The sequence below is a fragment of the Streptomyces cahuitamycinicus genome, from assembly GCF_002891435.1.
GTDB lineage: Bacteria > Actinomycetota > Actinomycetes > Streptomycetales > Streptomycetaceae > Streptomyces > Streptomyces cahuitamycinicus.
In genome coordinates this window covers 1-25,755 of the sequence record NZ_POUC01000008.1, presented here as the reverse complement: position 1 = coordinate 25,755, position 25,755 = coordinate 1, and the positions used below count along the sequence as shown (strand labels likewise).

Sequence of the window (25,755 nt, the reverse complement as noted above, 5' to 3'; positions counted from 1 at the left end):
GTTGTCGCCCTTAGAGTGATGGCTCCGGCGGCCACGGCCGGGTTAGCCGCCAGCCGTTCACGCTGATCATTGGCGCAATGAGCGGGGCAACATAGCGCGGGATCGCCGGTTGGCCAAACCGGCGATCCCGCGCACCATAGATAGTCCACCGCCACGCCCTGCCGGCACGTCGAGAGGCTCCACCCACGACCGCAGACACGACACGAAGCGCAGCCTCCAAGAGGCAGGCAGCGGCAGGCGATCACGCCGCCGCGTAGCTTGCCCGGAACAGATCCTGCGCCCGCTCCACGTCCCTCGCCGTACGAAGCTGGACCTCCAGATCACCCGTCCCGTGGTGACCGAGACCGGACACGTCCCGGGTGAAGCCCGGAACAAGGTGGACGTCCTTCGGGTCGACCTTCAGGTAGACCAGCAGCTTGCTTCGCTGCGGCGGACACAGGCAGGCGAAGTTCCGCAGTCGCTGATACGCCCGGTACTGCTTGCGCTCAACCCGGTGCACACCGTCCCCGAGCCCGAGCAGGGCCTCGTCGACCGCGCCCGCCAGCTCCACCATCGACGCATGCTGGGCATCGGCCACCCGGGCAACCGTCCGGCCCCGCACCCGGCGGGCCATCTGCATGCCGCCGCTCACGGAAGCCACGGTCTCAAGCCCGAGCAGGTCGCTGCCGAAGAGTCGGTAGCGGACTAGGTCGATCGAGCGCCGGTGCTCGCGCACGGCATGCACGTCATAACGAGTGAAGTCGCCGGCGATGCAGATCAGGCGCGGGCCGCTCCACAGGACCTGGGACGCGGCCGTCACCCCGAGGCGGTCGCGGACCAGGTGCTCGAACTCGGCGCGATGGTCCATCAGCCACGCCAGATAGAAGAGACCCTGGTTGATGACGCCGGCGTCGACACCACGCTTGTACTCAACGATGACCGGCGATCCGTTCTCGTCCAACCCGAGCGAATCGATCCGGCCCCCGTGCACCGGCCCGGTGCTGTACTCGCTCGCCAGGAACCGGACTCCCAGCAGCGTCTCCATGTGCGCCTCGACGAGACGCTGCACATCTGCCTCGATCTCAGCAAGACGCGGCATGACCTCGGTCATGCCGCTATTGGTCGTGACCGTGCGGAACAGCTTCAGGCCCGACACCTTCCCCTCCTCGGCTCGGAGATCACCAACGCCGACGAGGTACGGGATTGTTTCCGCAAGAGGCTTCGAGAGTGTGAAGATGGAGTGAGAAGCACTATCGAGACCACGGGAAGGTGCCAGCATCCCACGGGTCACTCGAACGGCCAGATCCCACATGCGTCCCACAAAATGCCTGACTACCCGTCACAACGTCGGTAAGGCGCAGGTCAGAGGGGATCAATGTGGGATACAGCAGGCGCCTTCTAAGCGCCTGCTGTATCGTGACGGCTCACCGCGTACGCCATAGCGGGGCATGAACGACATACTGACCTACCGCAACGCCGCCAACGTCTTCTGCACACTCCAGCGACTGGCCCGGACCCCAAAAGAAACGGCGCCGGCCTGACCCTCTACCAGGTCGTCCGCGAGATGCAGTTCCTCCTCGCCGTCTGGACCGGCCGCCTGCCCCACCTGTCACCGCGACATGCCAGAGCCGATATCAACCTGACCAAGCACTACTACTAGCCCGTTGCGCCAGTCCCGGAGGGAGTTCACCCCTTGCGCGTATGAGCGTGCGACGACGTCCTGTGGTCCCCGTTCGGCGCCGGGTCGGCCGGTCCGGGCAGCCCGATGGGTCCGGCTCCTGGGGCCGGGTGACCGGGGGCCGACTCGGTGCTCTCGCCGAGGAAGCCGCCCGACTGGTGCTGCCACAACTTGGCGTAGGCACCGTTTGCCGTGAGCAGCTCCTCGTGGGTGCCCTGCTCGACGACGCTTCCGCGGTCGAGGACGACGAGACGGTCCATGCCGGCGACGGTGCTCAGACGGTGGGCGACCACGAGGGCCGTACGTCCGTCCATCAACCGCCACAGGGCGTCCTGAACGAGGAGCTCGCTCTCCGAGTCCAGCGCGCTGGTCGCCTCGTCGAGCAGCAGGATCGGGGCGTCGCGCAGGATGGCCCTGGCGAGGGCGACGCGCTGACGCTGGCCGCCCGAGAGTTTCACTCCCCGCTCCCCCACCAGGGTGCCGAAGCCGTCCGGGAGTTGGTCGGCGAACTCCGTGACGTGCGCGGCGGCGGCCGCGGCGTGGATCTCCGCGTCGGTGGCGCCGGGCCGGGCGAAGGCGATGTTGTCACGCAAGCTGCGGTGGAACATGGCGGGTTCCTGCGGGACGTAGGCGATCAGTGAGCGCAGGTCGGTCTGGCGCAGCCGGCTGATGTCCTGACCGCCGATCAGGATGCATCCGTCGTCGATGTCCGACATCCGCAGCAGGAGCCGGGTGAGTGTGGTCTTGCCGCCGCCGGACCTGCCGACCAGACCTATCCGTGCCCCTGCGGGCACGTCCAGGTCGAGACCCTGGAAAATCGGCTTCGCGCCCTCGTGGGCGAAGGTCACCGCCTCGAAGCGGATGCCGGTGTCCTGCGGTGCGAGCGGTTCGGGTTCGGTCGGGTCGAGCACGGTGGGCGGATCCAGCAGCAGCTCGGTGAACTGCGCGGCCTCGGTCATCGAGCTTTCCAGACGCCGGTAGATCTGGTTGAACTCGAACATGATCTGGGTCGCGTTGGAGTAGTAGGTGAAAGCGACGACGACCTCCTCCACCCCCTGGCCCGGGCCACCGAAGGCGATGGCGACCAACAGGCCCAGCACGTTGGTGAGCACGGACATGGGGGCGATCAGGGTGTCGACGCGCAGGTTGGCGTAGTCCCAGGACCTCAGCGCCAGGCGCCGGGAGTCCGCGACACGGCTGCGGTGTTCGTCGGCCTCCCGCCGCTCGGCCGCGAACGCACGGATGGTCTCCATGTTCATGAGGCTGTCGGCGACGTGGCCGGAGACCCGGGCGATCGCCGCCTCACGGTCGTTGACGAGCCTCTGCCGGCGACGGATCAGAGGTGTCGCGGTCACCACGGTCAGCACGATCATCACCAGAAGGCCGGCGACGAGCATCGGTTCGTAGCTCCACAGGACCACGGCACCGAACAGCAGGGGGACGAGACTGCCCACGATCCGGTACGTCACCGTGTCGACGAAGTCCTCGAAGCGCTTGCCGAAGCTCAGTACCCGTTTAGTCAGGGAGCCGGCGAAGTTGTCGTGGAAGAACGCCGCGTCCTTGGCAAGGAGTTCATCCATGCCGCTCACGTACAGGTGTTCCATGCCGAGGGCGTCCACGCGGTTCAGGCAGTGCACTCCGACCCGCGACACGACCTCGGCGAGCAGCAACGTCACGCCGAAGCCCAGCACGTACGGCAGCGCCGAGCTGAGGGTGAGACCGCCGTCGCCGACGGCCTGTCCTGCCAGTTTGGCGACCAGCAGGGGGGCGACGTAGCGGGTGCCGATGATGCCCACGGCCGGCAGCAGCAGCGCGGGCAGGGCCAGCCATCGTAGTCGCAGCAGCTCCCGGCCGTAGCGGCGCAGTGCCAGAACGACCGTGCTCTTGCCCGGCCTCGGCCCTCGCGCATCTGTTGTCCCCATCACACTCCCGGAGGTCCTGGTAGATAAAGAACAAGCTCAACGCCTTCGAGACCACCTTCGACGGCAGGCTTCACCCAGACCAGCAGTAACCCGAACGAGTGGAACCCCGACGCGATACTTAAGTCGCGCTGCTGGACCACCGATACATCTGGACCACCGATACATTAAGTAGACCAACGCCCAACAAATCAGATACGGGCCCCACCGCCGAAGCTGCTGGGTCAGTGAGTCTCAGGTCGTGGTCAGCCGTAGGGCTCGGTAGAGTCCGCCTCCATCAGGTGGTTGAAGAAACGGCCGGGCCACCGCCGGCTGTTCTCCTTGAGGAAGTGCTCGTTCGTGGCAGTGTAGGTGTGCATTCTCGGCGCGCGCCTCCGGTAGAGGTAATTGAGGCCGTGCATGCGGTAGGCCCGCCCGCCGGCAGCTCGGACCGCATTACTCAGCTCGGTGTCCTCGAACCGCGCAACCGCTCTGAACCCGCCGACACCCTCCAGTGCCGTCCGGGAGATGACGAGAGTGCCACCGGGGAGAAGCCCGTCCGGGGTCAGGGCGCACGGCGCCTCCGTCCTGCCACGCCGCCTGCGCACGGTCATGTCCAGCGATTCCAGATAGACAAACTCCGCTGGGCACCCGACCAAGTCAGCGCCCGAGTAGAGCTGCGCCAGCAGCGCATCGCCGAGGTGGTCGGGGCCGTACCAGTCGTCATCGTCCATCTTGGCTATGTACGAGCCGGAAGCCCTCGATGCCGCCGAATTGAGCGCCTCGCCCAGAAGGTAGTGCGAGGGGACCGTGACCGGCACGATCCGAAGACCGGAGTTCTCCAGCGCTCTTCTCGCCACTTCCTCGGGCTGTGGCACCCCGTGGAGGGCCAGGACGACTTCCACGTCCACGCCGCGTTGACGGGCGATCTGCCGAAGGGCGAAGTCCACGAGTTCCGGGCGCTTGGTGCACAGCAGCACCGAAACCGACGGCTGCAGAGGCGCGGCCTGCATGTGCCCCCGCTCGCGCAACGTCTCCAGCCAGAATCGCCGCATCCCGTAGTGGCGCAGAGCATGTCGCCGCTGGCGGATGCTGTGCTCCTCGCGGGTGAGCGGGTCGCAGAGCTCCTCGTCCTTCACGCCGGCGATCAATTGTGCCAGCGTCTCGCCCAGCAGGGCAGACCAGCGATGCGAGGGAGATGCGGTCAAGGGGATTCCCGCGGCAGCACATGAGACGACGAGGCGCGCAAGGGCTGCGCCGTCGTCCGGCGGCGAGGGCGGCGGTGCAAGACGTATGCCACGTAACCATCGAAGCCTGGACATGTCGGCGTCCGTGAGGGCCGACCCGGAGTGCAGGCGCAGGAGTTCATGCCCGTCCGCGGTGAGAGCGGGGCCGCACTCGGTCCAGGCGAGTACAGCGATGGGGCCGTTCGCACCGGGGTCGAAGCCGATGGGATTGACCGAACGCTCGTCGAGAGGTGCGCCCTGGTGCCGACCTGCTTGTCTGAACAGGTCCATCGCGACCAATTCGGTCCGTTTGACGAAGGGCTCGAGCAGGTCTGGCGTCGCGAACGAACTCTGCTTCTGCAAGGCTCCCGGCCCCGCAGGCGCCGCGAGCAGCGCGCCACCGTTGAGGCGGTGGCCCTCGAGCATCCGGACGATCGCCGCCACCACGGTCCCCGCGTCGGCATCCAGGTCGAAGGCGGTACGGACGCACCAGCCGCGCTCGCCTTCCCTCGACGTCGCAGCCGAACGCAGGTGGAACCAGATGGTCTCGTCGCCCGGTGAGGGCAACGGGGGCTGGCGCCAATCCGGCATTTCCTCAATGACCACGTGAACGACGGGAGCAGCTGGCAGGAGATGATCGAGTACGGTGACCCTGCGCAGGTCGGCCGAGGTGCGGGCGCGCACCGTCAGCTCATCGACACGGGCGGGTGCCGGTTGGTCGAGGGGGAGGGACTCCAGATCGACGCGTTGTTCGGCCTCGCGCGGGCCGCCGACGGAGATGCCATCAGCTCCATGAAACCCGATAAAAAAGACAGATCTCTTATTCTGAGCCATTGCTATTTCCTTGACCTAAAACCGACCTGAACCGCACCGAAATCGCCGGGTCTGCGCCACCATCCCGGTGCGGTTCAACCCGCCGGCGACCCCGCATCCCGGACGAAGCGGCGCCGACCATCGTGGCAAGGAGCGGCGTGAGCTCGTTACTCCGAGCCTCCGGCACCGCTTTGACGGATAATCTCGTCGACGACGTGCGCGAGCGGCGCCGTGGCATCGATGGAAATGCCGTCCTTCGGGACGTCCTCCTTCGTTCGATGCAGCCGCAGTACGAGTTCCCGTTCCTCCGGCTTTGCACCAAACTCGTCGTCCGGTCGCTCGTCAAGCCGGCGGATCAACGTGTCGAGATCGATCTCGAGAACGAATACACCATCAAGGAGGTGCGTGAACTTTGAGAAATTCCTGGAACCTCCGCAGAGGAACGTGACCGGCGCCCCCTTGTCGGCGACGATGGCCTTCACTTTCTCGATATCCCAAATGTGGTTTTCGTGCCCATGGCCGTCTGTTTTCCTGCCGGTTTCCGGATCCCCTTGATAGGCCAGCTGCCGGTCGCCGTTGATGGCAACATATCCCCGCCTCTGCAATTCGTTGCACACCGAGGTTTTGCCAGTGCAGGAAACGCCTTCGATAAGGTAGTTCTTTATGCCCATAGCCACATGATACAGATTCGCGTGCGCGCTCACAAGGCGGCCTGCCCGCATTCCCACCCGCCTACCACGTGTACGCGGTCTGCTGCACAGAAAACAACTCGGAATACTTGGTAGACGTGGCCAACAGTTCGTCGTGCGAGCCGATATTCAACAACCGTCCCTTTTCGAGGACGAGGATGAGGTCGGCGCCCGCGACCGTGGAGAAGCGGTGGGAGACGATTACGGTGACGCCGCCGGGCGCGATGAAGCGGGCGCGTTCCAAGTAACGCTCGAAGATGACATGTCCGCTCGGGGCGTCGAGAAGGCTGTCGGTTTGTCGAGCACGAACAGCAGCGGCGCCGCGCGCATTAAGGCACGGGCGAGCGCGAGCTCCTGCCACTGGCCCTCGGACAGGTCCACGCCGCCGAATGTCCGGCCCAGCTGGGTGTCCAGGCCGTCGGGCAGCCGGTCGACCAGAGCCTGCACGTCGGCGTGGGCGATGGCCGTCTCGAGCCGGTCGGGGGTTCGCCAGGTCGCCGTCGATCAGGGTGCGTCCCGAACTCGGGCGGTACATCTTCTCCAGCAGCTTCACTAGCGTGGCCTTGCCCGAGCAGTTGCCGACCTAGGTAGAGCATCTCGCGCTGTTGCTCGAATGGGACCAAGACAGGTGCCTCACCTCGAGAGTCGACAGATCACGGGCGGACGAGACGCTGATCGCCGAGGTAGAGCACGTCCACAGCCGTCTCAGCGAGGAACCCTGCCGCTTCTTCGGGCGTGTCGACCATGGGACTACCGGCCACATTCATCGACGTGTTCAGGAGCATCGGTGCCTCGCCACGCTCCTCGAGAGCCGTAAGGACCGCATGGAGAAGGGGGTGCTGGTCAGGGGCGACCGTCTGCACCCGACTCGTCCCGTCCACGTGCACGATGGCCGGGGCCCGATCCATGGTCTCCCCCTTCGCGACGTACGCATACGTCATGTACGGAGAATCGAAGCTGCCGTCGAAGAAGCGTTTCAGGTCCTCGGCCCGGATCACGGGCGCGACCGGCCGATAGGACTCGCGACGTTTGATCTGCTCGCTCACCCGTATCCGCACCTCATCACTGCGCGGAACAGCCAAGATCGACCTGTTGCCCAGCGCTCTGGGTCCTGACTCCGAGGCGCCGGTGTAGAGGGCTATGACGAAACCCGCAGCCAGGTCATCGGCCATCGAGGTGACAGACGCCTTGGTCGCCTCGACTCCGTGGTGGCGGCCAAGGTAGGGGCTCGAGGTCACCGTATCGGGATAGCGATTCCATACGGCACCCAATGATTGGCCGGCGTCGGACGGCATGGCGGGGATGAAGATGTCGCTGTACAGACCGCTGTTCGCCAAACGACCGTTCGCCACGACGTTCATCGCACAGCCGCCGACCACGGCTAGACGGGACGAGAGAGGACGGAAACGGGCCGCGACTTCCAGCAGTTCGTCCTCCCATTCCTTCTGAACGGTGGCCGCGAAGTGGCGCCGTGGCTCATCAGGCGTTCGAGAGTAGACGTCACTGAGACCGTAACGCCGGCGGAGATGCTCGACACCTTCAGGGAACGCGTCGTTGAATTCGTCCAGATCAGCTCGTATCCGCGCGGCCAGCGCGGGATCGTGGCGACCGAGCGCCGACAGCCCCAGCATCTTGCCGGTGTCGGAGGAGTGAGCGGCCATGAAGTCGGGCTGCACCGTCATCTGCGTGGCGGTTCCGTACACCCGTCCGGTCAGAAAGGTCTTCTCGAGAATGGCGACCCGGTCAACTCTTCCATGATCCACCAGGTACATCGAGGTGGCTCCGTCCTCCGACCAGCCATCGGCGCACAGCACCAGGCACTGATCGAAGCCGGACGGCAGGGCGGTGCCGATGTGGTTGGCATGGTGACCGGTGATCACCGGAGTGAACTCTCGACGGCCGATGCTTATCGGACGGGTCAGATCGTACTTGGCGCTCCACTTGGCGACGAGCACCTCGTCGACGGCGTCCTCGTCGGCACCGAGATAGCGAAGAGCAGCCCAGACAACTTCGTCCATCTGCTCCGCAGTGGCGGTGACATGCTTCGTCCCGAGTACGCGCTCGGCCTCGAGGTGAAGCAGTGTGCGACTCTTGGTGGCGACGGTCACGTTCGAGTCGTGATCGCCGAAGAACACCGATACGACGAGCCGATCGCTCCGATATGTCATAGCGAAATCCTCATCACTCGATCCAACATGGCTGGTTGAATTATGAAAACCGGTCGCTGTTCAAAGCGTCCGCCGGACAACTCCCGAGTTCTCTCCCACCTTCGCCGAGTGGTTCAGCGGAATCGGAAAGGCGTACCCCTGAGCCACAAGGGCCGAGACAAGACTCTCCGGCAGGCGACAAACATCCATGGAGGGACACATCGCGACGTCCATGGGCTCGGCCGCTCGCGCGTCGACAAGAAAACTCTGACGGCCGCGATGTGGATCATCTATGCACAAGACGTTGTCGGAGTAGCTCACCCACGGAGCGAGTGTGTAGTCGGCATGCTTGTCGAAGAAGATCTGTTCCTTCATGCCGTAGATCTCGAAGAATCCCTGCGCAATCGGATCCTCGTAGCTTGTATAAATCTTTCGGGTGGCGCCGAAAAGAGACCTCCTCTCATCGATCTCATGTTGGATCGATGACTTCTTCAGCGGAGCGGAGCCGCCCGTGGGCCGATCGAGTATTTCATGGGAACGCCGAGCTACGCCCTTCTCCGAGAACTCCGCACGTGCCCGATGGAGGATAGCGGCGTCCACGGTTATCCCCCTCATCCTGTGCGTTGCCATTTGGATGGCGTGCGCCAGCGAGACGGGATTGACGACCGGACCCATGGTCGAGCGGTGAACAGGTACCAGTGTCAATTGTTGAGGAAACCATTCTTGGAACCCGAGGTGGCCACCCCATGCGGTCGTGACTACTTGATGTCCGTTGACCAGCGACGCCAGTACGGATGAGCCGAAGTTCTCGTCCGAATGCAGCGTTGGCGACACAAGGATGTGCGGCTCCAAGTGCACATTGTCAAACAACCAGTCGCGCGACTTGAGCCCGTGCCACGTCACCGTTCGGCTCAGTCCCAACAGCTCGGACAGACCCTGCAGGTACGTCGCATAGTTCGGGTACTTGAGGCCCATATTCGGACTGCCGAGGTTGTCTTCTCCTCCGTACACGTCCAGGGCGACTCTCGGCTCGCGCCCAAACGCCGCCAATATCCACAGGGCGAACAAAAGAGTGTGCAGGTTCTTCTGCTCGGAGACACGTCCTACGTAGGCCAGCCGAGGCGTGTCGAGCCGCGCATGATGATCGCTGTCGCTTACTTTGAACTGGTCCACGAGCGGGATCGGAATCACGCGGACTTGGGCATTCGGGAACGAGCAGCGGGTCGCCTCCGCTTCCGCCTCACAAGACACGACGAACGTGTCCCTCTCGGTAAGAAAATCCGTAAGAGCACCGAAGGCGTGAAACCCTTCCGTGGAGTCGCCGAAGACATAGACGACCATGGGCGCTGTCACGTTCAACTGGCGTCGCAGGAAAAGCGCTGTTCTCACAGTCCACGGCGTGACCGCGGTCATGACGAGGCCCTTGAGTCGGGAAGCCGAGGCTTGAAGACCAAGATCAGCTTCTCGCCGTAGGGGGCCACATATGATGCGGACGTTCTCGCCTTCAGAACAGCCGATTTCCGTCCAGACCCGCTCGATGGCGGGAATAACTTCCTGCATGCTCAACCACCAGCTCTTTTCGCGGGTGGTCAGCACCAGGACACCGCCGTCACCGGACAAGTATTCTTCCTCGCATTCGATACCGGTACCGTCGCCGGAAGCTGCTCATCGGGTGAGCCGGTCGGCCCGGCTCAGGCGAGCCGGGCGAGAGCCGACTTCACGGACGCATCGAGGATTTCGAGCGCTTGGTCGACCTCGCCGGTGGTGACGGACAGCGGCGGCAGGAGCTTCACGACCTTGCCCTGTGGGCCGCAGGTCTCGACGAGAAGGCCCCGTTCGAACGCCTCCGCGCTGATCCGGCCGGCCATCTCGCCACCGGCGGTGCGCAGCCCCTGGGCGAGGCCCCGGCCTCGGGCCGCCAAGCCCGCCCCGGGATAGGAGACCGCGATCTGCCGAAGGCCGTCGGCGACTCGTTCTCCCTTGGTCCTGGTGGACTTCTCCAGTTCGTCATCACTCCAGTAGGCGCGCATCGCCTCGGCGCCGGTCACGAAGGCCAGGTTGAACCCGCGGAAGGTGCCGTTGTGCTCCGCCGGCTTCCATACATCGAGCTCAGGCCGGATCAGCATGAGTGCCATCGGCAACCCATAGCCGCTGATGCTCTTCGACAGGCAAACGATGTCCGGTTCGACCCCGGCGTCCTCGAAACTGAAGAAGGGACCGAGGCGGCCGCAGCCCATCTGTATGTCGTCGAGGATGAGGAGCACGTCATGGCGCCGGCATGCGGCGGCCAGTGCCCGCAGCCACTGGCCGCGGGCGACGTTGATCCCGCCTTCGCCCTGGACCGTCTCCACGATGACTGCAGCCGTTCCGGCGAGACCGCCGGGGCAGGCCGCCAGCAGCCCTTCAAGGTCCGCGACATCAGAGAGACCGTCGTCGTAGGGCAGTTCCTTCGTGTGCGACAGTGAAATCCCGGCGCTGCTCCGGGTTGCGTGATTGCCGTTCACCGACAGCGCGCCCAGGGTCATGCCGTGGAACGCATTGCGGAAGTAGGCCAGCCCCTGCTTTCCGGTGACCTTGCGCGCCAGCTTGAGCGCCGCTTCCACGGCGTTCGCGCCTGCCGGACCGGGAAAGACGACCTTGTAGTCGAGCCCGCGCGGAGCCAGGATCTTCTCTTCCAGCGTCTTCAGCAGATCCTCTCTGGCCGCAGTCCACATGTCGAGCGCGTGCGTTACCCCGTCATGCTCCAGGTAGCTGATGAGCGCCCGCTTGAGAACGGGGTTGTTGTGACCGTAGTTGAGGGACCCGGCCCCGGCGAAAAAATCGAGGTACGGCACGCCGTCCACGCCATAGAGCCGACTACCCTCCGCCCGGTCGAACACCACCGGCCACGTTCTGCTGTAGCTGCACACCTCCGACTCGCGCCGTTCGAAAACGCTCGCGAGAGAATCCGTCATTCGCATACCGCAGGTCCTCTCACGATCCGCCCATCGACCAGAGCAGCGCGGATGCCGCGGCAGATTCCTTATAATGCGCCTGTCTCCGCACGAGCGAGGTCACGCTCGTCCCGTCCAGGACATCGGACGTCACTTCCTGACCTCGAACCGCAGGCAGGTCATGCATGAATACTGCCTCGGTTGATCCGCTGAAACGCTTCACGGTGTCCGCGGTGACGGAAAACGGCGCATACCGGGATAGCCAGTCACGGTCCCGCTGGGCCTCGCTCATTGAATTCCAGCGTGCGGTGTAGACGACGTCGACAGGATTCGCCGAGGTCGGCACTTCATCATGTTGACGGACCACACCTTCGCCACGCACGGCATTTAGCGATTCGATCTCCCCTGCCGAGAAGCCCAGGCCGGCCGGACTGTACACATCGAGGCTCGCGAACGGCAACTTGCAGACAAGTAGCGCCAGAGCACGAGCGGTGTTGTTCACCCCACCCAGATATGCGAGGCGAAGATTCTCAATATCACCGAAGTGCTCGCGCAACGCGCACAAATCTGCGATCGCCTGCGTGGGGTGCTCCTCATAGGTCAACGCATTTATTGTTGCCGGAACGTGGACAGCCAGTTCAGCAAGTTCACGTTGTGGACCATTAGTGCGGGCAACAATGACGTCGAGATAGTGCGCCAGCATCAGGCCGGTATCGCTCCACGTCTCACCGGTGGAGAGCTGGAGATCGGCCGGGCCGAGGTGCAGCACATCGCAGCCGAGAGTCAGCGCGGCGCACCAGAACGAGATCCTGGTCCTGGTCGACGGCGCAGTGAACACCATGCCCACTCGCGTTCCGTCCAATGCTCCAGCAAATTCCTGCGGCGCCTGACCGAATCGATACGCGATGTCGCCGATTTCCGAGATGTCTTCCGCGCTAAGCTCCCTCAGGCTCAGCAACGGCCTTCGGTTCGAATCTCCAGCAACCATGGAATCCTCCTCAAGATACAGACTGCTTATCCCGATCAATCCAGATAGTTCTCGAGCCCGCCATCTCGCACTGTGTCCAACGTCACGCAGTGGAACCCGCCACCGAGCACGCGTGAGTGACGCAGTCTGCGCGGCACGACTGTGATGCCCTTAGTCTCCAGAAGGCGTATCAGTTCAGGCTGGTTACCATCGACTATGGCCATGTGCGGACTAATCATCAGGAGATTCATCCCCACCCATGGCGTGCTCAACGTACGGGAAAGGACGGGAGCAACCGGCTCGTTTATGGGCGGGCACCAGATCACGTCCCAGCCACGCAGCACTTCCGGTATGGTGTCCGGCCGGACTCGCTCGGGATTGAGCAGAACGAGGCCGGGGCGCAGGAAGCAGATCGTGCTGTCTATGTGCGTCCCCTGGTAGAGGCCGCGCAAGGGGTGCACGCGGATGTCGCCGATCAACTGCAAGGTCGACTGCAGCCAACGCAGTCCCAACTCGTTGCCGCTGCGGGACACCTGATAGAAGACGTCACGTCCGAGTCGCAGAACGTTGGCCGCCTCGAAGGCCGGCTCAGCCTCGCCCAGCGCAGGACCGCCCGCCGCGTCCGCAAGGTAGAGCTCATCCCGCAACTGCGGCCTGGGCGCGCTCAGCCAGGCCGCACCACGCTCCAGATAGTCCTGGAACAAGTCCCTCATATTCGCCAGCTCGAAGTAGCGGGCACGCGAGGGGCTGGGCGTCTCGATGACGGTTGAACCGATGACCAGGGCAACGTCGCGCGGGCAGTACGAGTGACGGCCTTGGCTGCGCCAACCCGGTCCGCCGAATTCCTGCTCATGGTCGACCGCCGGCGGCTGATGAACGACGACGCCCAGGTCGCGGAGGGTCGTCACCAAGTCGGCCAAGTCCTCATTGGTCTCCTCGATCACCCGCTGCGGAAAGCGTCCTCCGACCTGTTCCCGTTCGGAGCGCGAGAGCTCGGGGTAATCGTTCAGCCACGCGGAGACGTCAGTCTGCATCGGGATCCGCGCACCGGTAGCATCCCCGACGATGACCTCCCGAAGCGGGCTGAACTCGTCCCAGGAGTTCACCGCCTTCGTTCGATACTCCGGCAAGCGCGGCAGCGCGGGCTTCGCGTCGGCATCCGCCGTGAACCGCACTTCGGGCTGAATCGCCATCAGATGTACTCCTATCGTCTGCGCGTCCCGGGCGAGCAACCTCATCATCGGAACGTCGGCCACGAGCTCCTTATGCTCTACCGGTGGTGATCAATGCTCTTGACATGTGATCCGGCTAGTCCGGTACGCGCTGGCCCCAGCGGCGAAACGTCAAGGCCGATCCGCAGACCATGACGCGCATCAGCCAGCGGTCCGTGCCGTCAAAGCGCGCATCAAAAGGTGTGCGCGCGTGCACAACCCGCTTGTTATCGAAGATCAACAGGTCGCCTCTTTCCATCACATGCGAGGCAGCGACCTTGTCCAAACAAGCGCCCAGCTCGCGAAGCGCGCTGGCAGCCTCGAGGTCGTCGTCATCGATGGGCGCGAGGTGATGCGTGTCGTAAGCGATCTCCGGTGCCGACTCCGACCCTGAGAGTATGGCGATTCGACGCATCTGCACGTCGCCGGACAGGACATGCGCCGGATCCGGGCGCACGTGGAACCGCGGCTCCCGAAGCGTCGCTATGGCATCAGCCGACAGTCGAACGTCCTTCGCCTGGGCGTACATCGATGCCCCTGACGGATCGCCTCTGAGACAGAGCAGGCCAGCGTAGTCACACCGATCATCGCGAAAGCTGTCCTCGCAATGCCAATCGAGCATTCCGGTGCTGCTCTGGCTGGTCTGAGTAAATTCCATGCTCGGCACCGGGACCATGTTCTGCACGAGCCGACCGCCGTAGAGCGTCGAATAGTTGAAAGGCTCTCCGAACATGACCATCACGCCGGCGAGCAGCAACGCGGCCCGCTGCGCCGGGCCAGAGTGTTGCTGCGACGGGGAGCTGGCGGTGGCGGGAAATGCCACGCTGTCCGGGAGCAGCCCGCGCAGGAGCAGTACGTCTCCACCTGGAGCGTAACGTCGGTATTCAGTAATGCGCCGGCGCAAGTCGGCGGGAAACAACGGTGTGGCAGCGAGCGCCAGATCGACGAACTCATCCGGCGTCAACGACTCGATATCCTGATCGCCGACCAATCGGCCGATCGCGGCCCACACTTCCTCAGCTTCGTGCTGCCGCAGCGCGGCTTCGGTTGTAGGCAGCTTCGTCACCGGATTCACTTCGGCCCCTTTCGTACAAGCAGCTTTAACCTAGGCGTGTCTAAGCAATCTAAGCCCGGCCATCGGCCATCGAGGTGTTCAACCTCGATGACTCAGGTATTGCCACAGCAGAGCATCAGGTGGCCCGAGCAGTGAGGGGATCACCCCTGAGCTCGATCTGCAAATTCGGTCCAAGCCCATGCGCACTCACGTGCCAGCCTTCCGACAGACGGTGTCACATGTTCGGGCAGCCAATAAGCGAGTTCCCGCCGAGTTCGAAAGAGTTCTCCTCCGAGCCGATTTCTGACACGCCTAGGTGCGCTGACCAGGCGCCTGCAACCGCTTTTGTGATATTCACTCAACCCCCAGCCAATGTCGGAACTTCAGTGGACAGGTAACTCGGAAATCGACTTACCGAAAAGTTACCGCACGCATGATCCTCTGTCCGGATCTATAAGGGACTGCAATCAATCAGTGCGCCCGGGTGGCCAACCGAGCTAAGGACTGTACTCTCCCTATCGGATCAACGACGCCGGACCGGTGCGTCCTGGGCAGGCTGCCGCCGTCCGGCGTACGAGTTCGGCTTGGCTCTCAGGGAGCGCGAGACCGGGTCGGTCGATGCCCTCGCGTGCATCCAGTACTTCGTTCCCGATGACGACCACCGCGTAGTCGGATGCGGCAGGGTCGCTCGTCGGCGGGGTCCGTACTGCACATGGCGGCGTATGACCGGTCCGCGTCCTGAGGAACGGATCAGCCGAGGCGTGTCGCATTGGGAGGTGCCCAAGTCAAGGAACCTCGCAAGGGCCGGAGGCCACCACTCGGTCGTCTCCCGACGCAGCGGCGACCATATCGGATTCCGCAAGGTGGATATGAATGGCGTACATGAGGTCGCATTGAGAACCGCCGCAGCGGAACTGGACTACCCCGACGGAGGAGAGCCACTCATCGAGGTGCGCGTTGATGCGCCGGACGGTCCGCTGTTGGGCACCGTCCCCGTTTCCGCTACAGGCGATATTCAGGAATACAGAACGGTGCGCGGCAGGTTGCGGCCAATGCCCGGCCTCCACGATCTATTCCTGGTTTTCCTCGGCGGCGGACTCTACCTGGATTCGATCCAGCTTCTCGCCTCAGTCTAGAGTACTGCGTTAGGGCGTACCTACGAAAAGAGATGGAGGCTCGGAAATGCCGCTCAACAAGGTCTGGCGACCCGCTATAGAGTTCAACCTCACTGAGCACTGCAACCTGCGCTGCACCCACTGCGACCACGCTTCGTCGATTCTGCCGCCCGGGTTCGCAGATCTCGCATCATTTACACGAGATATAGAAGTTCTGTCGACCGCCCTGCAGGCCGGGGAGATCAAGTTTGTGGGCGGCGAGCCTCTCTTGCATCCTCAGCTCGTAGATTTTCTCAAGATTGCGAAAGAGCTCCAGATTGCGAAGCGCATCATCCTGGTGACCAACGGCGTGCTTCTACATAAGGCTCCCACCGAGCTCTGGGAACTCATCGACGGCATGTGGATCAGCGTCTATCCGAACATCAAATATCGTTTCGACTGGGAGTCGATCCAGCACCTCGCCGATGAACATCAGATCTTCGTTTGGCGCAAGGAGACGCCGGAGTTCGCCGAACGGTCGCTCATCGAAGAGATCCGAAGCAAAGAGCTCGTCGAGATGGTCTTCCAGAATTGCAATCTCGCACACCTAGAGAGCTGTCACACCGTCTACGAGGGGCGCTACTACATGTGTGCGCCGTCAGTATGGATGGAGCCGAGATTAGCGCTTCATGGAACTGCCTTCAAGAACCGCGAATCCGACAGTGTCGCCATCCACGGTAACCCGAACCTCTACGAGGACCTGGACAACTTGATCCGAAGGCAGGAGCCGCTGGAGGCATGCCGCTACTGTTTGGGGTCCTGGGCGCGAAGTACGCCAAACGAGCAGTTGACGAAGAAGCTCACCGAGGAGTTCTTGGCCAGGCAGCCTGAGCATCTTGCTGAGCTGGTCGATCCAGAGTTGATCGTTCCGCGAACTTTTACGGATCAGAACCGCCCTGGGCTGACCCGTCCATCAGGTGAATCCGGGTCTTGACCCGCTGCCTCTCGGCTCAGGGTGTTGCGGCCGCGTCGGACTGTTCCCGGGCCGGCAACAAACTGCGAAGCCACCTTCACCGACGAGCAGTCGCGACCATTTGGAACCCGCTGCTGGACGACCAGCCGTCGGCGAGCCTTCCATTCGGCGGTGGTGCGGCGCCGCACCAGGGACAGCATCCTGTTCGCGAGCTGCACGACGTGGAAGTGGTCGACCACGACTGTGGCATGGGGCAGGCCGGTGCGCAGGGCGGCGCGGAGGTGGACGACATATCGATGGCGACGTGCCGGACGTTCTTGCGCCAGGTCAGGGGTGTGGTGGCGAGCCAGGCCAGCACGTCGGCGACGGTGCGGCCCTCGACCTGGCCGAGCAGCCCACCGCAGCCGTGTGCGTCGACGAACCCGGTGTGCCACCGGTCCCTGATCAGCTGCCACTTGCCGCTGTCGGGATTCTGTTCCCAGCGAGGTCGTCCGCGCCGGGTCTCGTCGATGCCCAGGATCTCGGCTAGGACAGTGGTGCTTCGACGACCTGCCGGGCTGCGGCCTTGAAGGCGTTCATCACGGTCGGCCAGGACAGGTGCAGATCGCGGGCGGCCTGGACGACTGTGGAGCCGGCGTCCCGTATCCGGCGCCCGGCCACACTGCGCAGCCTCCCGGTCAGCCGCTTGCCGGCCGGGATCTGCGGGATCTGCTCGGTGAACGGCTTGCTGGGGCAGGCCGGCTCGCGGCAGAACCAGCGCCGCTTGTGCCACAGGAGCTCCAACTCGCGTTCGCTGTACGGGAGATCCCGGGGCTGGGTGGTCGCGGAGCCTTTCACCCGGGACGCGAAGACCTCGCAGGCCGGGCAGGCCCGGGCCGAGGCATCCGCCGTGGCCAGGTGGACCCGGCGCCCACCGTCCTCGTACCGTTCGACCCGTATGACGGACGCCCCGTCGAGGTCGAGCAGCAACGTCGTATCGCTGACCAAGCCCGTGGCTCCCCAGTGATCAACCACGGGCGTCCTGCATCCAGGGCCGACAACCACCCCACCCATCCCCGACCGTGACGGACAGCCAGCGCACACCCGAAGCGCATCGACGCGTACCGCTCCACTGCTTCAGCTCGTTGCGCGGCGATATCGGACCACTCCCGTCATTGTCCACGCGGCGATGTTGCATACCCTGCTGGCTGCCGCGTCAGAAGCACCGTCGACTTTGTTGCACTGAGCGTTTTCAGCGTTGACGCTCCAGGGTGAGGATGGCAGCGGCGATGACCGTCATGCGGTTGGGGCTGCAGCGGGCTCTGCGGAAGACGCGCCAGGACTTCAGTCTCGCGACGCTTCGTTCGACCGGTGCTCGTGCCGCTGACAGGGCCCGGTTGCTCGTCCGTTGGGTCGCGGTGAGGTCCTGGTGCGGAAGACGTCTGATCGGCGTGGTCACCCAGGAGCCAGCCCCGATGTAGGCGCGGTCGGCGAGGATGGGCACGCCCTGGCGTTCGCAGATCCGGATGATGTGGTGGGTGCGGGCCGCGGTCAGGTCGTGGGTGCGGCCGGGCAGTGCGGGCGAGATCCACAGCAGCTTGCCCGCAGGATCGGCAACGACCTGCACGTTCACGCCGTGGCGGCGGTGCTTGATGCCCCTATGTTCGTCAAGCTGCGGTCATCAGGGTTGCTGAAAGATCGTGCTGCTGGTGGCGTGTGATCATGTCGGCGCGGATCAGGTGATACACCTCGCGGGCTGCGTAGCGTTTCAGGCAGCGCATGACCTCGCGTTTTCCCTTTCCTTGGGCGGTGCGTCGCTCCAGGTAGAGGCGGGTGCGCTCGTCTTGTCTCATGCGGGTGACGACGATGCGGTGCAGTGCGGCGTTGGCCTGCCTGTCTCCGCCGCGGTTGAGCCGACGGCGCTGGCTCTTCCCTGAGGACTTCTCAACAGGACTGACACCGCACAGGGCGGCGAAGGACGCCTCGCTGCCCAGCCGTTCCGGGTTGTCGCCTGCAGTGATCAGCAGGGCCGCCGCGCTGTCCGGTCCGATCCCGAGCTGCTCCAGCAGGCTGGGCGCGGTAGACCGGATCGCTATGGTCATCCGCCTTCCGAGCTCGGTGGCTTCCTGCCGAAGCTGCAGGACGCGCCGTGCCAGCAGTCGCAGCGTGAAGACCGCTGTGTCGGCTGCCGGGTTGCCCTCGCCGGTGTCGGCCAGGTCTGCGCACCGGCGCAGCAGTAGTGAAGTCGAGAGCGGCTCCAATTCCTCGCGCAGGGCAGAGGGAGAGTTGACCAGCACGGCCTTGAGCTGGTTGAGCGCTTGGGTGCGGGCTTTGACTGCGGATTTCTTGGCCAACCGGAGCATGCGCAGCGCTTCCACATGTCCGTCGCCGCTCTTCGGTAGTGCCCGTGCGATGCCGGACAGCGCAGCCCGGGCGGCAGCCTCGGCGTCGACCGCATCGGTTTTGCCGCGGCGGCGCCGGGTGGATCGGTCGGGCTGGTTGACTTCCACCACCGCAACCTGCTGGGTCGCGAGGTAGCGGGCCAGGCCGGCACCGTAGGAGCCGGTGCACTCCACCCCAGCCCGCAGCACCGTCCCGCACTGGCGTGCCCAGTCGAGAAGGTGGCCGTAGCCGACCGCGGTAGCTGGGAACTCTCCACTGTTCAGCAGCCGGCCAAGGTGGTCGAGGACGGCGGCGACGTGCACGTCCTTGTGCGTGTCGACACCGAGCACGACCACGCGTGGCTCGGCCGCGGCCTCGACAGCGAGGACAGCAGGAAAGGCAGCAGGCATGCCGAGGGTGGTCACGGTGCTCCTGTTCGACGACGTACCGATAGTCAGCGCCGGTCGGTGGAGCGGTCAGGACTGTGACGGTGCCTTCGAGGCCAAGGCCCCTATCGGGACACGCTCCGCCGGCCCAGTGCCGGTAAGTGTCGCTCCGGCCGGGCTGACAGATCAAACACAAGGCACAAGCGGCCAGTGAGAGTACGAGTCAAGCCGTGGCCAGAACGACACGACCACCATCCTCACAGTGGGAGTAGTCGGCCCGGCTGTCACCGACCCGGTCGCACTCGGCGAGCGTTCCGTCGAGCAGGACGTGTCCGGGATCCGTCTCACGCAGGACCCGCAGCAGCCCGGGCGCCCGGCGGGACAGATGGCCGACGACGGCGGTGACGTAGGCGTGGGCAGTGCCGACGGATATGCCGAAACCGGCGGCGGTCCGCGCGAGCGTGTCGTGCCGGCGGAGGTAGACCAGGCCGACGAGAGCACGCTGGTGAGGCGGGAGCTTGCAGCGGTCACCCTCACGGGTGACGATGAGCATGGTTACCCACTCGACCAGGGTGTGAGGCAGGTCGAGTACGGCAGGATACGGAACCAACGAGGCTCCTGCGCTGATGAGTTGAGACGTCGAACACCTCTCTCAACGGCACAGGGGCCTCGTGCGTTGCGGGAGGCAACCCCGTCACCCGACCGGTGGCCACTCTGAAAACGCTCACTCACCTCGCCCAAGGCTCTCCGGAGACCCACCTGTCCGCGGCATAGTGCGCGCCTGAGCAGTATGTCTGGCGGCGACAATCTCGGCCATCTTCACCGACCGCAGCACAGCGCGAGCCAAGGGTAAAAGCTCTTTACCGGCCTCGGTGAGGAGCACTTCTCGTGTTGAACGCTCGAATAGGGTGACCTTGAGACTCCGCTCCAAATTCCGCACCTGCTGACTGACGGCAGGCTGTACCACATGGAGGCGCTTGGCTGCACGCCCAAAATGCAGTTCCTCGGCCACAGTGACGAAGCAGGTAAGTTGACGCAATTCCATACCCTAGCCCCAAGAGAGTGGACCTTCACCCCACAGCCTAGAGTCGCGTGATCTTGGCTGTGTTACTTCGAGTTATTGTTGACGAGTTTCTTCACCCTGGCCTGGGCGAGCGGGACCTTGGCGGATCTCGTCGGTGGTGGCGGTCCAGGTGAAGGGCTTCGCGTTCTTGTTTCAGGAGTTGATGTAGTCGCGGATCTGCTTGGCCAGGACGTTGGCGCTGGAGAACGTGCCACGGTGGATGGACTGCCAGGTGATGATCCCGAACCAGATCTCGATCTGTCTCAGCCACGAGGACCCGACGGGGGTGAAATGGAAGTGGACGTGTGGGTTTTTCGCTAGCCACGCCTTCACTCCGCCGACTGACGCCTGCCCGTGTGGCCACATCAGCGATGGTGACTGCCACGCCACCTCCCCTCCCTCCGCACTGCAGCGGAAGATGCTCCCCCGCATCGAAGGAACCGATAGGACAGAGACTCTTGAAACCGGTCCCGGAAGCGGTACCGGAACCGGTTCTGGCAGTGAAGCACCAACAGGCACAGCCGGTCAACACATCGGCAACTGAGCTGTAAGCAGGCCGGCGATGTCACCGACGGTGCGACGCCGACGCAGGGCAAGGTCTGACCCGGCCCTTCGCCCACGGGGCCGCGCTGTTCGGCCCAGCTCTACTGGTCCGGGTCAGGCGGCTGGTTCTAGAAACTCAGCCCTTCGATGCGCGCGAAGCATCCCTGCAGGGGCCAGGCGGTCACCGCCGAGTGCTCCCTTCATCTGAAGAGTGCCTTCAGCCACTACGGCGACAAGACATCAGCAATCCCTGTCCGCTGTCCGGAGGCAATTTCTCTGCGTCGAGGGCAAGGTCAACGCTTATCCCGCATGAAAGCCCGAGGTCAGTTGTAGACGTTGAATTCTGCGACTGACCACCAGCTACGCGCAAGATTTCCGGTATTGACGACCTTGATGTAACGAGCCGCTTGCGTCGGGAAGGAGATCAGGTGGACTCGTTGGCCGTCCGCTACGGAAGAGACCTTGGTCCAGTCGGTTCCATCCGTGGATACGTATACGTCTGCGCTTCGCGCATAGTCGCTTACGCTGGTGCCGACATCCAACACAATCCTGTTGAATGTCTGCGTCTGCCCCATGTCCACTTGGATCCAGAGGCCGTCGTACTGCCCTGTTCCGGAGCTGTACCGAGTGTCGGAACTGCCATCGAGCATGTTCCCGGGCGCATCCCCCTGAGTGGCGTCCGAAGCCTTTGCGGTCCAGCCCGTCCGCGGCAGCGCAGGACCGAGGTCTATGACGTCGAACGAAGATCCACCTGCGTCCACCCCGCTGGTTCCCTTCACGGAAAGCGTGACCTTCCCCGCCGGAAGCCCCGCCGGAACGTAGGCACTGATGCTCGTGTCCGACCAGGTGTCTATTTCGGCATTGCTTGATCCGAAGTACACCGTGCCCAGCCCTTGGGCGTCACCGAAACCAGCACCGCGAATCGTGAACTTGGAGCGTGGCATTCCTCGTTCCGGCTTCAGTTCGCTGAACTTCGGCGATGGGAAGCTCGACAGCTTCTTGGTGGTGAACATCGCCGATGTGCCGCTCGGCAGCGTATAGGTGTACGAGTCGTCGGCGGATATCTTGAAACTCTTGCCGTCGGCGGTCCCGTTGAACACGACGGTGACCTGCGACCCTTCCTTGCTGGTCCAGGTCTTCAGCTGGAGGCCGTTCGATACCGCTGCCGGAGCTGCGATCGAGCCGGCTCCCCGCGCGGACCCGTACACCTCGATGTCGCCGATGGCCCACCAGAAGCCGGAGACCGCGGTACTGACGATGCGAATGTACTGTGCCGTTCGGGTCGGCAACGTGACGGCTACCTTGCCGATGCCCCCGCTGCCGCTCGCAATCGCGCTGCCCCAATCGACTCCGTCGCCCGAAACGTATATCTGATACTTGGTGACGTAGTCGAACGAATTGTTCACGCCGGTGTCGATAACGATTTTGTTGAAGCTCGTGGGGCTTCTCAGGTCGATCTGGAACCAGTCGCCGCTCGTCGGCCCGTGCCCGAGACTCCACCTGGTGTTGATGTCGCCGTCGATCGCGTTCGCGGCCACCCCCCAGTCCGGCTGCGCGGAAGCCGTGGCGGTCCATTTGCTGCGGCTCAGCGCCCTTCCTGTCGTCTGGACGGAAGCTCCGATCGGCAGGGAGTACGTGACCAGCTTGTTTCCGGTGCGGATGGAGTTCTGGTAGGGCAGCAGTGCCGGGTCGTACGTGACGGTGACCGGACCGGATGCCGACGTGAAGGTGAAGTCGTGTGTCGGGTCGGAGACCTTGGTCGCCGCGGGGGTACGGTCGCTCTGCGCGGGCCCGGAGTACGTGAAGGTGACGGCGTCGCCGGCGTTCAGGGTGTAGTCGAACGAGTGTGTCCCGTCCGCGACGCTGAAGGTTTTCGCGGCGCTGCCCGAGTTGTGGGCGATCAGGACCTTCGATCCGTCCGGGTTCTGGAACGCGACGTTCTCTATGCTTCCTTCGCCGAAGGTGTTCGAGTAGATCCGGCGTGCTCCGGGCTTGACGAACCTGCTGGCGTGAGCGAGGGCGTGGTAGTCCACGTTGTAGGTCACCCGCCCGTCGGCCGGGTCGATCGTGAGCAAGCCCCGAAGCATGGGTATGCCGGCGGTGTCGCTGTTGAGCGGGCCCCGGTCGGGGTCGAGTGCGATGTTCCACAGCATCACCCCGTTCGCCCAGTTGCGCGTGCCGTTGATGATCCACGTTCCCAGTGCTTCGCTGAACGCCGTCTGGTCGCTGTCCTGCCAGACGCCTCCGGTGGCTTCCGTGATGAAGGTTTCCTTGTTCGGGTAGTCGTTGTGGACCAGCGTCTGGTGGTTCGGGTTGCCGCTGTAGATGTGCCATCCGGTTCCCGCGGTGTACTTGGAGGCTGCGGGGTCGCTGAAGATCGTCTCCGGATAGGAGGGCACGTCCCAGTTGTGGTCCCAGGCCAGGATCTTCGTGGAGATTCCGTTGGCTTCGAACGCCTTGCCGATCTCCTGGATCAAGTCGGCTTCCTGGTACGCGGACAGGAACATTCCGGGCCAGGTGGGAGTACCCATGGGTTCGTTCTGCGGGGAAATGTAGGAGATGGGCACGCCGGCTTCGTCATAGGCGTGGATGAACTTGACGAAGTAGGTGGCGAGCGCGGAGGTGTACTCGCTCTTGAGGGTGCCTCCGATCATGGAGTCGGAGGTCTTCATCCAGCCTGGTGGGCTCCACGGGTTGGCCATGATCTTGATGGACGGGTTGAGTGAGAGGGCCTGCCGCAGGGCCGGAATGATGTACGGCACGTCATGCTGGATGGAGAAGTTGGACAGCGTCGGGTCCGTTTGTCCCGCGGGCATGTCGTTGTAGGAGTAGTTCCCGGACGCGTTGAAATCCGTGGCGCCCATCGGGGAGCGGAGCAGGCTGAGGCCGATTCCCTTCGAGGGATCGAACAGCTTCTTCATCAGCTTGGTCCGCTCGGCGGTGGACAGCTTGTCGATGAGCCAGGCGGAGGAGTCGGTCATGGCCGCGCCGAAGCCTTGGACCTTTTGGTACTTGACGCTGTCGTCGATCTTGATCGTGAGCGGGTTGGCCGTTCGCTTCGCCTTGAACAGCACGTCGTCCTGGTCGGCGACCCACTTGTCGGCCGATACGTCCGTCAGCCACACACGGACGGAATTGCTGCGTGCGGTCTGCTTCAGTGGGGCGGCGATGGCGTTCCCGGAAACCGAGGTCCAGGCGGCGGCGACACCGACGGCGGTGGCCAGGAACTGGCGTCGTCCGAGACCGTATGAGCTCATGGAAGATCCTCCTTCGGACCTGCTTGTTCAGTACTGGGGAGAGCGGGTGGGACACATTGCCGAGGTGGGGGATCGACCGGTTGGAGTCGGTTCTACGGCGACGTCTGCGCCGGCTCTGCGGCGCTGGTGCTCGGCTCCTTGATCAGGAGCGGGTGCAGGTCCCAGGCGTCGACCGCGAAGCCGAGGCGCGTACCCGGGGCGGTGCGGGCTTGCAGTCGCCAGGGGCTCTGCCCTGTGGGGTAGAAGCGCAGGGTGAGTACCTGGCCGGTGGTGGTCAGGAAGATTTCGGCGATGGAGTGGTCGACTATCACGCGCAGGTAGACGGGCCGGTCGGTTGGGCAGGGCATCCGGTGGGAGCCGCCGCGGGCCCGGCGGTCCAGTGAGGCGTGGTCGCGGTCGACGACCAGTTCGCCCGCGTCGGCATCGAGGCGGATGTCGAGATATTCGGAGCCGTCCGGGGTGGTGAGCAGCCGCAGACCGGCGTTTCCGGCGGTCTGCTCCAGGCGGGCCGCCAGGTCGAAGGCGCGGCCCACGGTGCCGAGGTCCACCGGCTGCGGGCCGTCGGTCACGCCCTCCGCGTGGACGGCGTGCTCGCCGCGCAGGGCGAGCAGTTCGGTGGCGGGCTGCTGGCGCAGTGTGCCGTCGTCGTGGATATGGATCTCGCGGGGCAGGGTGAGGACCCCGGCCCATCCGTCCGCGACGGCCCAGGCTTCGTCGCGGGCTTCCCACGACCAGCCCCACAGCAGCCACCGGTTTCCCGGTGCGCGCAGCAGGGCGGGGGCGTAGCAGTCGGGACCGTGGTCGGCAGGTACCGCGGGGCCGGCCTCGAAGTGGCCGTCATGCTCTTCGCCGATCAGGGCCGCGACCCTCTGCGGACCGGTGGGTTCGGTCCAGGTGCTGAAGAGGAGGGCGCCGCGTCCGTCGGCTGCCGGGAGGTATTGGGGGCATTCCCAGCCCTCGCCGGTGAGCAGGTCGGCGCCACCGATGGGCTCCGGACGGCGGGCCGCGAAGGGCCCCCGGTAGGTCCAGGTCTCCAGGCCGGGTGAGTCGTAGAGAAGGGCGGCGGCGCGGCCGTCCGCGAGGGCGGCGCCGACCAGCATCCGCCAGCCGTCGTCGTCCTGCCAGACGTAGGGGTCCCGGTACATGGTGCAGCCCTCGGGCAGCTCGGGGATGAGCAGTTCGCCCCTCGGGCGGAAGCTGTTGCCGCCGTCGTGGGAGACGGCGCAGGTGACCGGCTGGTGCTGGAACGAGCGGTCCTCGCGGTGCGCGGAGTAGAAGGCGACCAGCCGGTCGCCGTCGGAGACGGCGTTGCCGGAGAAGCAGCCGTCGGCGTCCACGCCATCGGGGTTCGGGGACAGGGCGATCGGCAGCGGCTCCCAGGTCAGCAGGTCGGGGCTGCGGAAGTGGCCCCAGTGCATGTTCGCGTGGGTCGCTCCGGACGGGTTGTACTGGTAGCACACGTGGTAGTAGCCGTCGTGGAAGA

At 64.4% G+C, this 25,755-nt stretch carries 21 protein-coding genes and 2 pseudogenes; 2 read left to right on the top strand and 21 right to left on the bottom strand.

The window, feature by feature from the left end; genetic code table 11:
* Positions 1-241 precede the first annotated feature (241 nt).
* From C1J00_RS02275 to C1J00_RS48530, 12 genes are all read right to left on the bottom strand, one after another.
* Positions 242-1,135, bottom strand: a complete 894-nt coding sequence (locus tag C1J00_RS02275; protein ID WP_102907339.1) for a DUF5655 domain-containing protein — start codon at positions 1,133-1,135, stop codon at positions 242-244.
* Positions 1,136-1,665: 530 nt separating this feature from the next.
* On the bottom strand, positions 1,666-3,579 hold the full coding sequence (locus C1J00_RS02270) for an ABC transporter ATP-binding protein (RefSeq protein WP_102907338.1): 1,914 nt from the start codon (positions 3,577-3,579) through the stop codon (positions 1,666-1,668).
* 242 nt (positions 3,580-3,821) lie between these two features.
* A complete protein-coding gene (locus tag C1J00_RS02265; RefSeq protein WP_102907337.1) occupies positions 3,822-5,615 on the bottom strand; it encodes a glycosyltransferase family 2 protein in 1,794 nt (597 codons plus the stop codon).
* A 146-nt stretch (positions 5,616-5,761) separates the two neighbouring features.
* Positions 5,762-6,265: an AAA family ATPase gene (locus tag C1J00_RS02260; protein WP_102907336.1), complete on the bottom strand. Its 504-nt coding sequence runs from the start codon at positions 6,263-6,265 to the stop codon at positions 5,762-5,764.
* Positions 6,266-6,326: 61 nt separating this feature from the next.
* On the bottom strand, positions 6,327-6,644 hold the full coding sequence (locus C1J00_RS47815; protein WP_342751644.1) for a hypothetical protein: 318 nt from the start codon (positions 6,642-6,644) through the stop codon (positions 6,327-6,329).
* Between the two features lie 292 nt (positions 6,645-6,936).
* The gene (locus tag C1J00_RS02250) at positions 6,937-8,451 is read right to left on the bottom strand and encodes a carbamoyltransferase C-terminal domain-containing protein (RefSeq protein ID WP_102907334.1); all 1,515 of its coding nucleotides are present in this window, start codon (positions 8,449-8,451) and stop codon (positions 6,937-6,939) included.
* Positions 8,452-8,511: 60 nt separating this feature from the next.
* A complete protein-coding gene (locus tag C1J00_RS02245; protein WP_107501866.1) occupies positions 8,512-10,050 on the bottom strand; it encodes a glycosyltransferase in 1,539 nt (512 codons plus the stop codon).
* A gap of 71 nt (positions 10,051-10,121) precedes the next feature.
* Positions 10,122-11,390: a diaminobutyrate--2-oxoglutarate transaminase gene (ectB, locus tag C1J00_RS02240; RefSeq protein ID WP_219728305.1), complete on the bottom strand. Its 1,269-nt coding sequence runs from the start codon at positions 11,388-11,390 to the stop codon at positions 10,122-10,124.
* A 13-nt stretch (positions 11,391-11,403) separates the two neighbouring features.
* The gene (locus tag C1J00_RS02235; protein WP_102907331.1) at positions 11,404-12,351 is read right to left on the bottom strand and encodes an ornithine carbamoyltransferase; all 948 of its coding nucleotides are present in this window, start codon (positions 12,349-12,351) and stop codon (positions 11,404-11,406) included.
* A 35-nt stretch (positions 12,352-12,386) separates the two neighbouring features.
* Positions 12,387-13,586: an inosamine-phosphate amidinotransferase 1 gene (locus C1J00_RS02230; RefSeq protein ID WP_245936147.1), complete on the bottom strand. Its 1,200-nt coding sequence runs from the start codon at positions 13,584-13,586 to the stop codon at positions 12,387-12,389.
* 52 nt (positions 13,587-13,638) lie between these two features.
* Complete coding sequence (locus C1J00_RS02225; protein WP_146046118.1) at positions 13,639-14,616, bottom strand: TauD/TfdA family dioxygenase; 978 nt, start codon at positions 14,614-14,616, stop codon at positions 13,639-13,641.
* A 140-nt stretch (positions 14,617-14,756) separates the two neighbouring features.
* Positions 14,757-14,957 carry a hypothetical protein gene (locus tag C1J00_RS48530; protein WP_500691467.1) on the bottom strand — a complete coding sequence of 67 codons (201 nt, stop codon included), beginning with the start codon at positions 14,955-14,957 and terminating at the stop codon, positions 14,757-14,759.
* A gap of 360 nt (positions 14,958-15,317) precedes the next feature.
* Between C1J00_RS48530 and C1J00_RS02220 the strand changes: the two genes are divergently transcribed.
* Both C1J00_RS02220 and C1J00_RS02215 read left to right on the top strand, forming a co-directional pair.
* Positions 15,318-15,731, top strand: coding sequence for a carbohydrate-binding protein (locus C1J00_RS02220; protein WP_146046117.1), 414 nt, complete (start codon positions 15,318-15,320; stop codon positions 15,729-15,731).
* Positions 15,732-15,777: 46 nt separating this feature from the next.
* On the top strand, positions 15,778-16,683 hold the full coding sequence (locus C1J00_RS02215) for a radical SAM protein (protein ID WP_102907328.1): 906 nt from the start codon (positions 15,778-15,780) through the stop codon (positions 16,681-16,683).
* On the opposite strand, the gene C1J00_RS48025 is transcribed toward C1J00_RS02215, so the two are convergent.
* The 9 genes and pseudogenes from C1J00_RS48025 to C1J00_RS02170 form a co-directional block, all read right to left on the bottom strand.
* Positions 16,635-17,096, bottom strand: coding sequence for a transposase (locus C1J00_RS48025; protein WP_369333481.1), 462 nt, complete (start codon positions 17,094-17,096; stop codon positions 16,635-16,637). The two genes, C1J00_RS02215 and C1J00_RS48025, sit on opposite strands and share 49 nt — an antisense overlap.
* 91 nt (positions 17,097-17,187) lie before the next feature.
* Entirely contained in the window at positions 17,188-17,649 is a 462-nt protein-coding gene (locus C1J00_RS02205; protein ID WP_180989361.1) for a transposase family protein, read from the bottom strand.
* A gap of 244 nt (positions 17,650-17,893) precedes the next feature.
* Positions 17,894-18,292, bottom strand: a pseudogene (locus tag C1J00_RS02200) (transposase family protein); the annotation flags it as partial.
* A 16-nt stretch (positions 18,293-18,308) separates the two neighbouring features.
* Positions 18,309-19,433 (bottom strand): IS110 family RNA-guided transposase, encoded by a 1,125-nt coding sequence (locus C1J00_RS02195; protein ID WP_102907356.1) that lies wholly within the window; start codon positions 19,431-19,433, stop codon positions 18,309-18,311.
* A gap of 205 nt (positions 19,434-19,638) precedes the next feature.
* Positions 19,639-20,019: pseudogene (locus C1J00_RS02190) on the bottom strand (helix-turn-helix domain-containing protein); the annotation flags it as partial.
* Between the two features lie 114 nt (positions 20,020-20,133).
* Complete coding sequence (locus C1J00_RS02185) at positions 20,134-20,454, bottom strand: LysR family transcriptional regulator (RefSeq protein ID WP_102907325.1); 321 nt, start codon at positions 20,452-20,454, stop codon at positions 20,134-20,136.
* A gap of 171 nt (positions 20,455-20,625) precedes the next feature.
* Positions 20,626-20,805 carry a hypothetical protein gene (locus tag C1J00_RS44970; RefSeq protein ID WP_180989360.1) on the bottom strand — a complete coding sequence of 60 codons (180 nt, stop codon included), beginning with the start codon at positions 20,803-20,805 and terminating at the stop codon, positions 20,626-20,628.
* Between the two features lie 533 nt (positions 20,806-21,338).
* Positions 21,339-24,272, bottom strand: coding sequence for a discoidin domain-containing protein (locus C1J00_RS02175; RefSeq protein WP_102907324.1), 2,934 nt, complete (start codon positions 24,270-24,272; stop codon positions 21,339-21,341).
* Positions 24,273-24,364: 92 nt separating this feature from the next.
* Positions 24,365-25,755, bottom strand: a 1,391-nt coding sequence (locus C1J00_RS02170; protein WP_102907323.1) for a glycoside hydrolase family 32 protein, incomplete at its 5' end; no start/stop codon positions are given.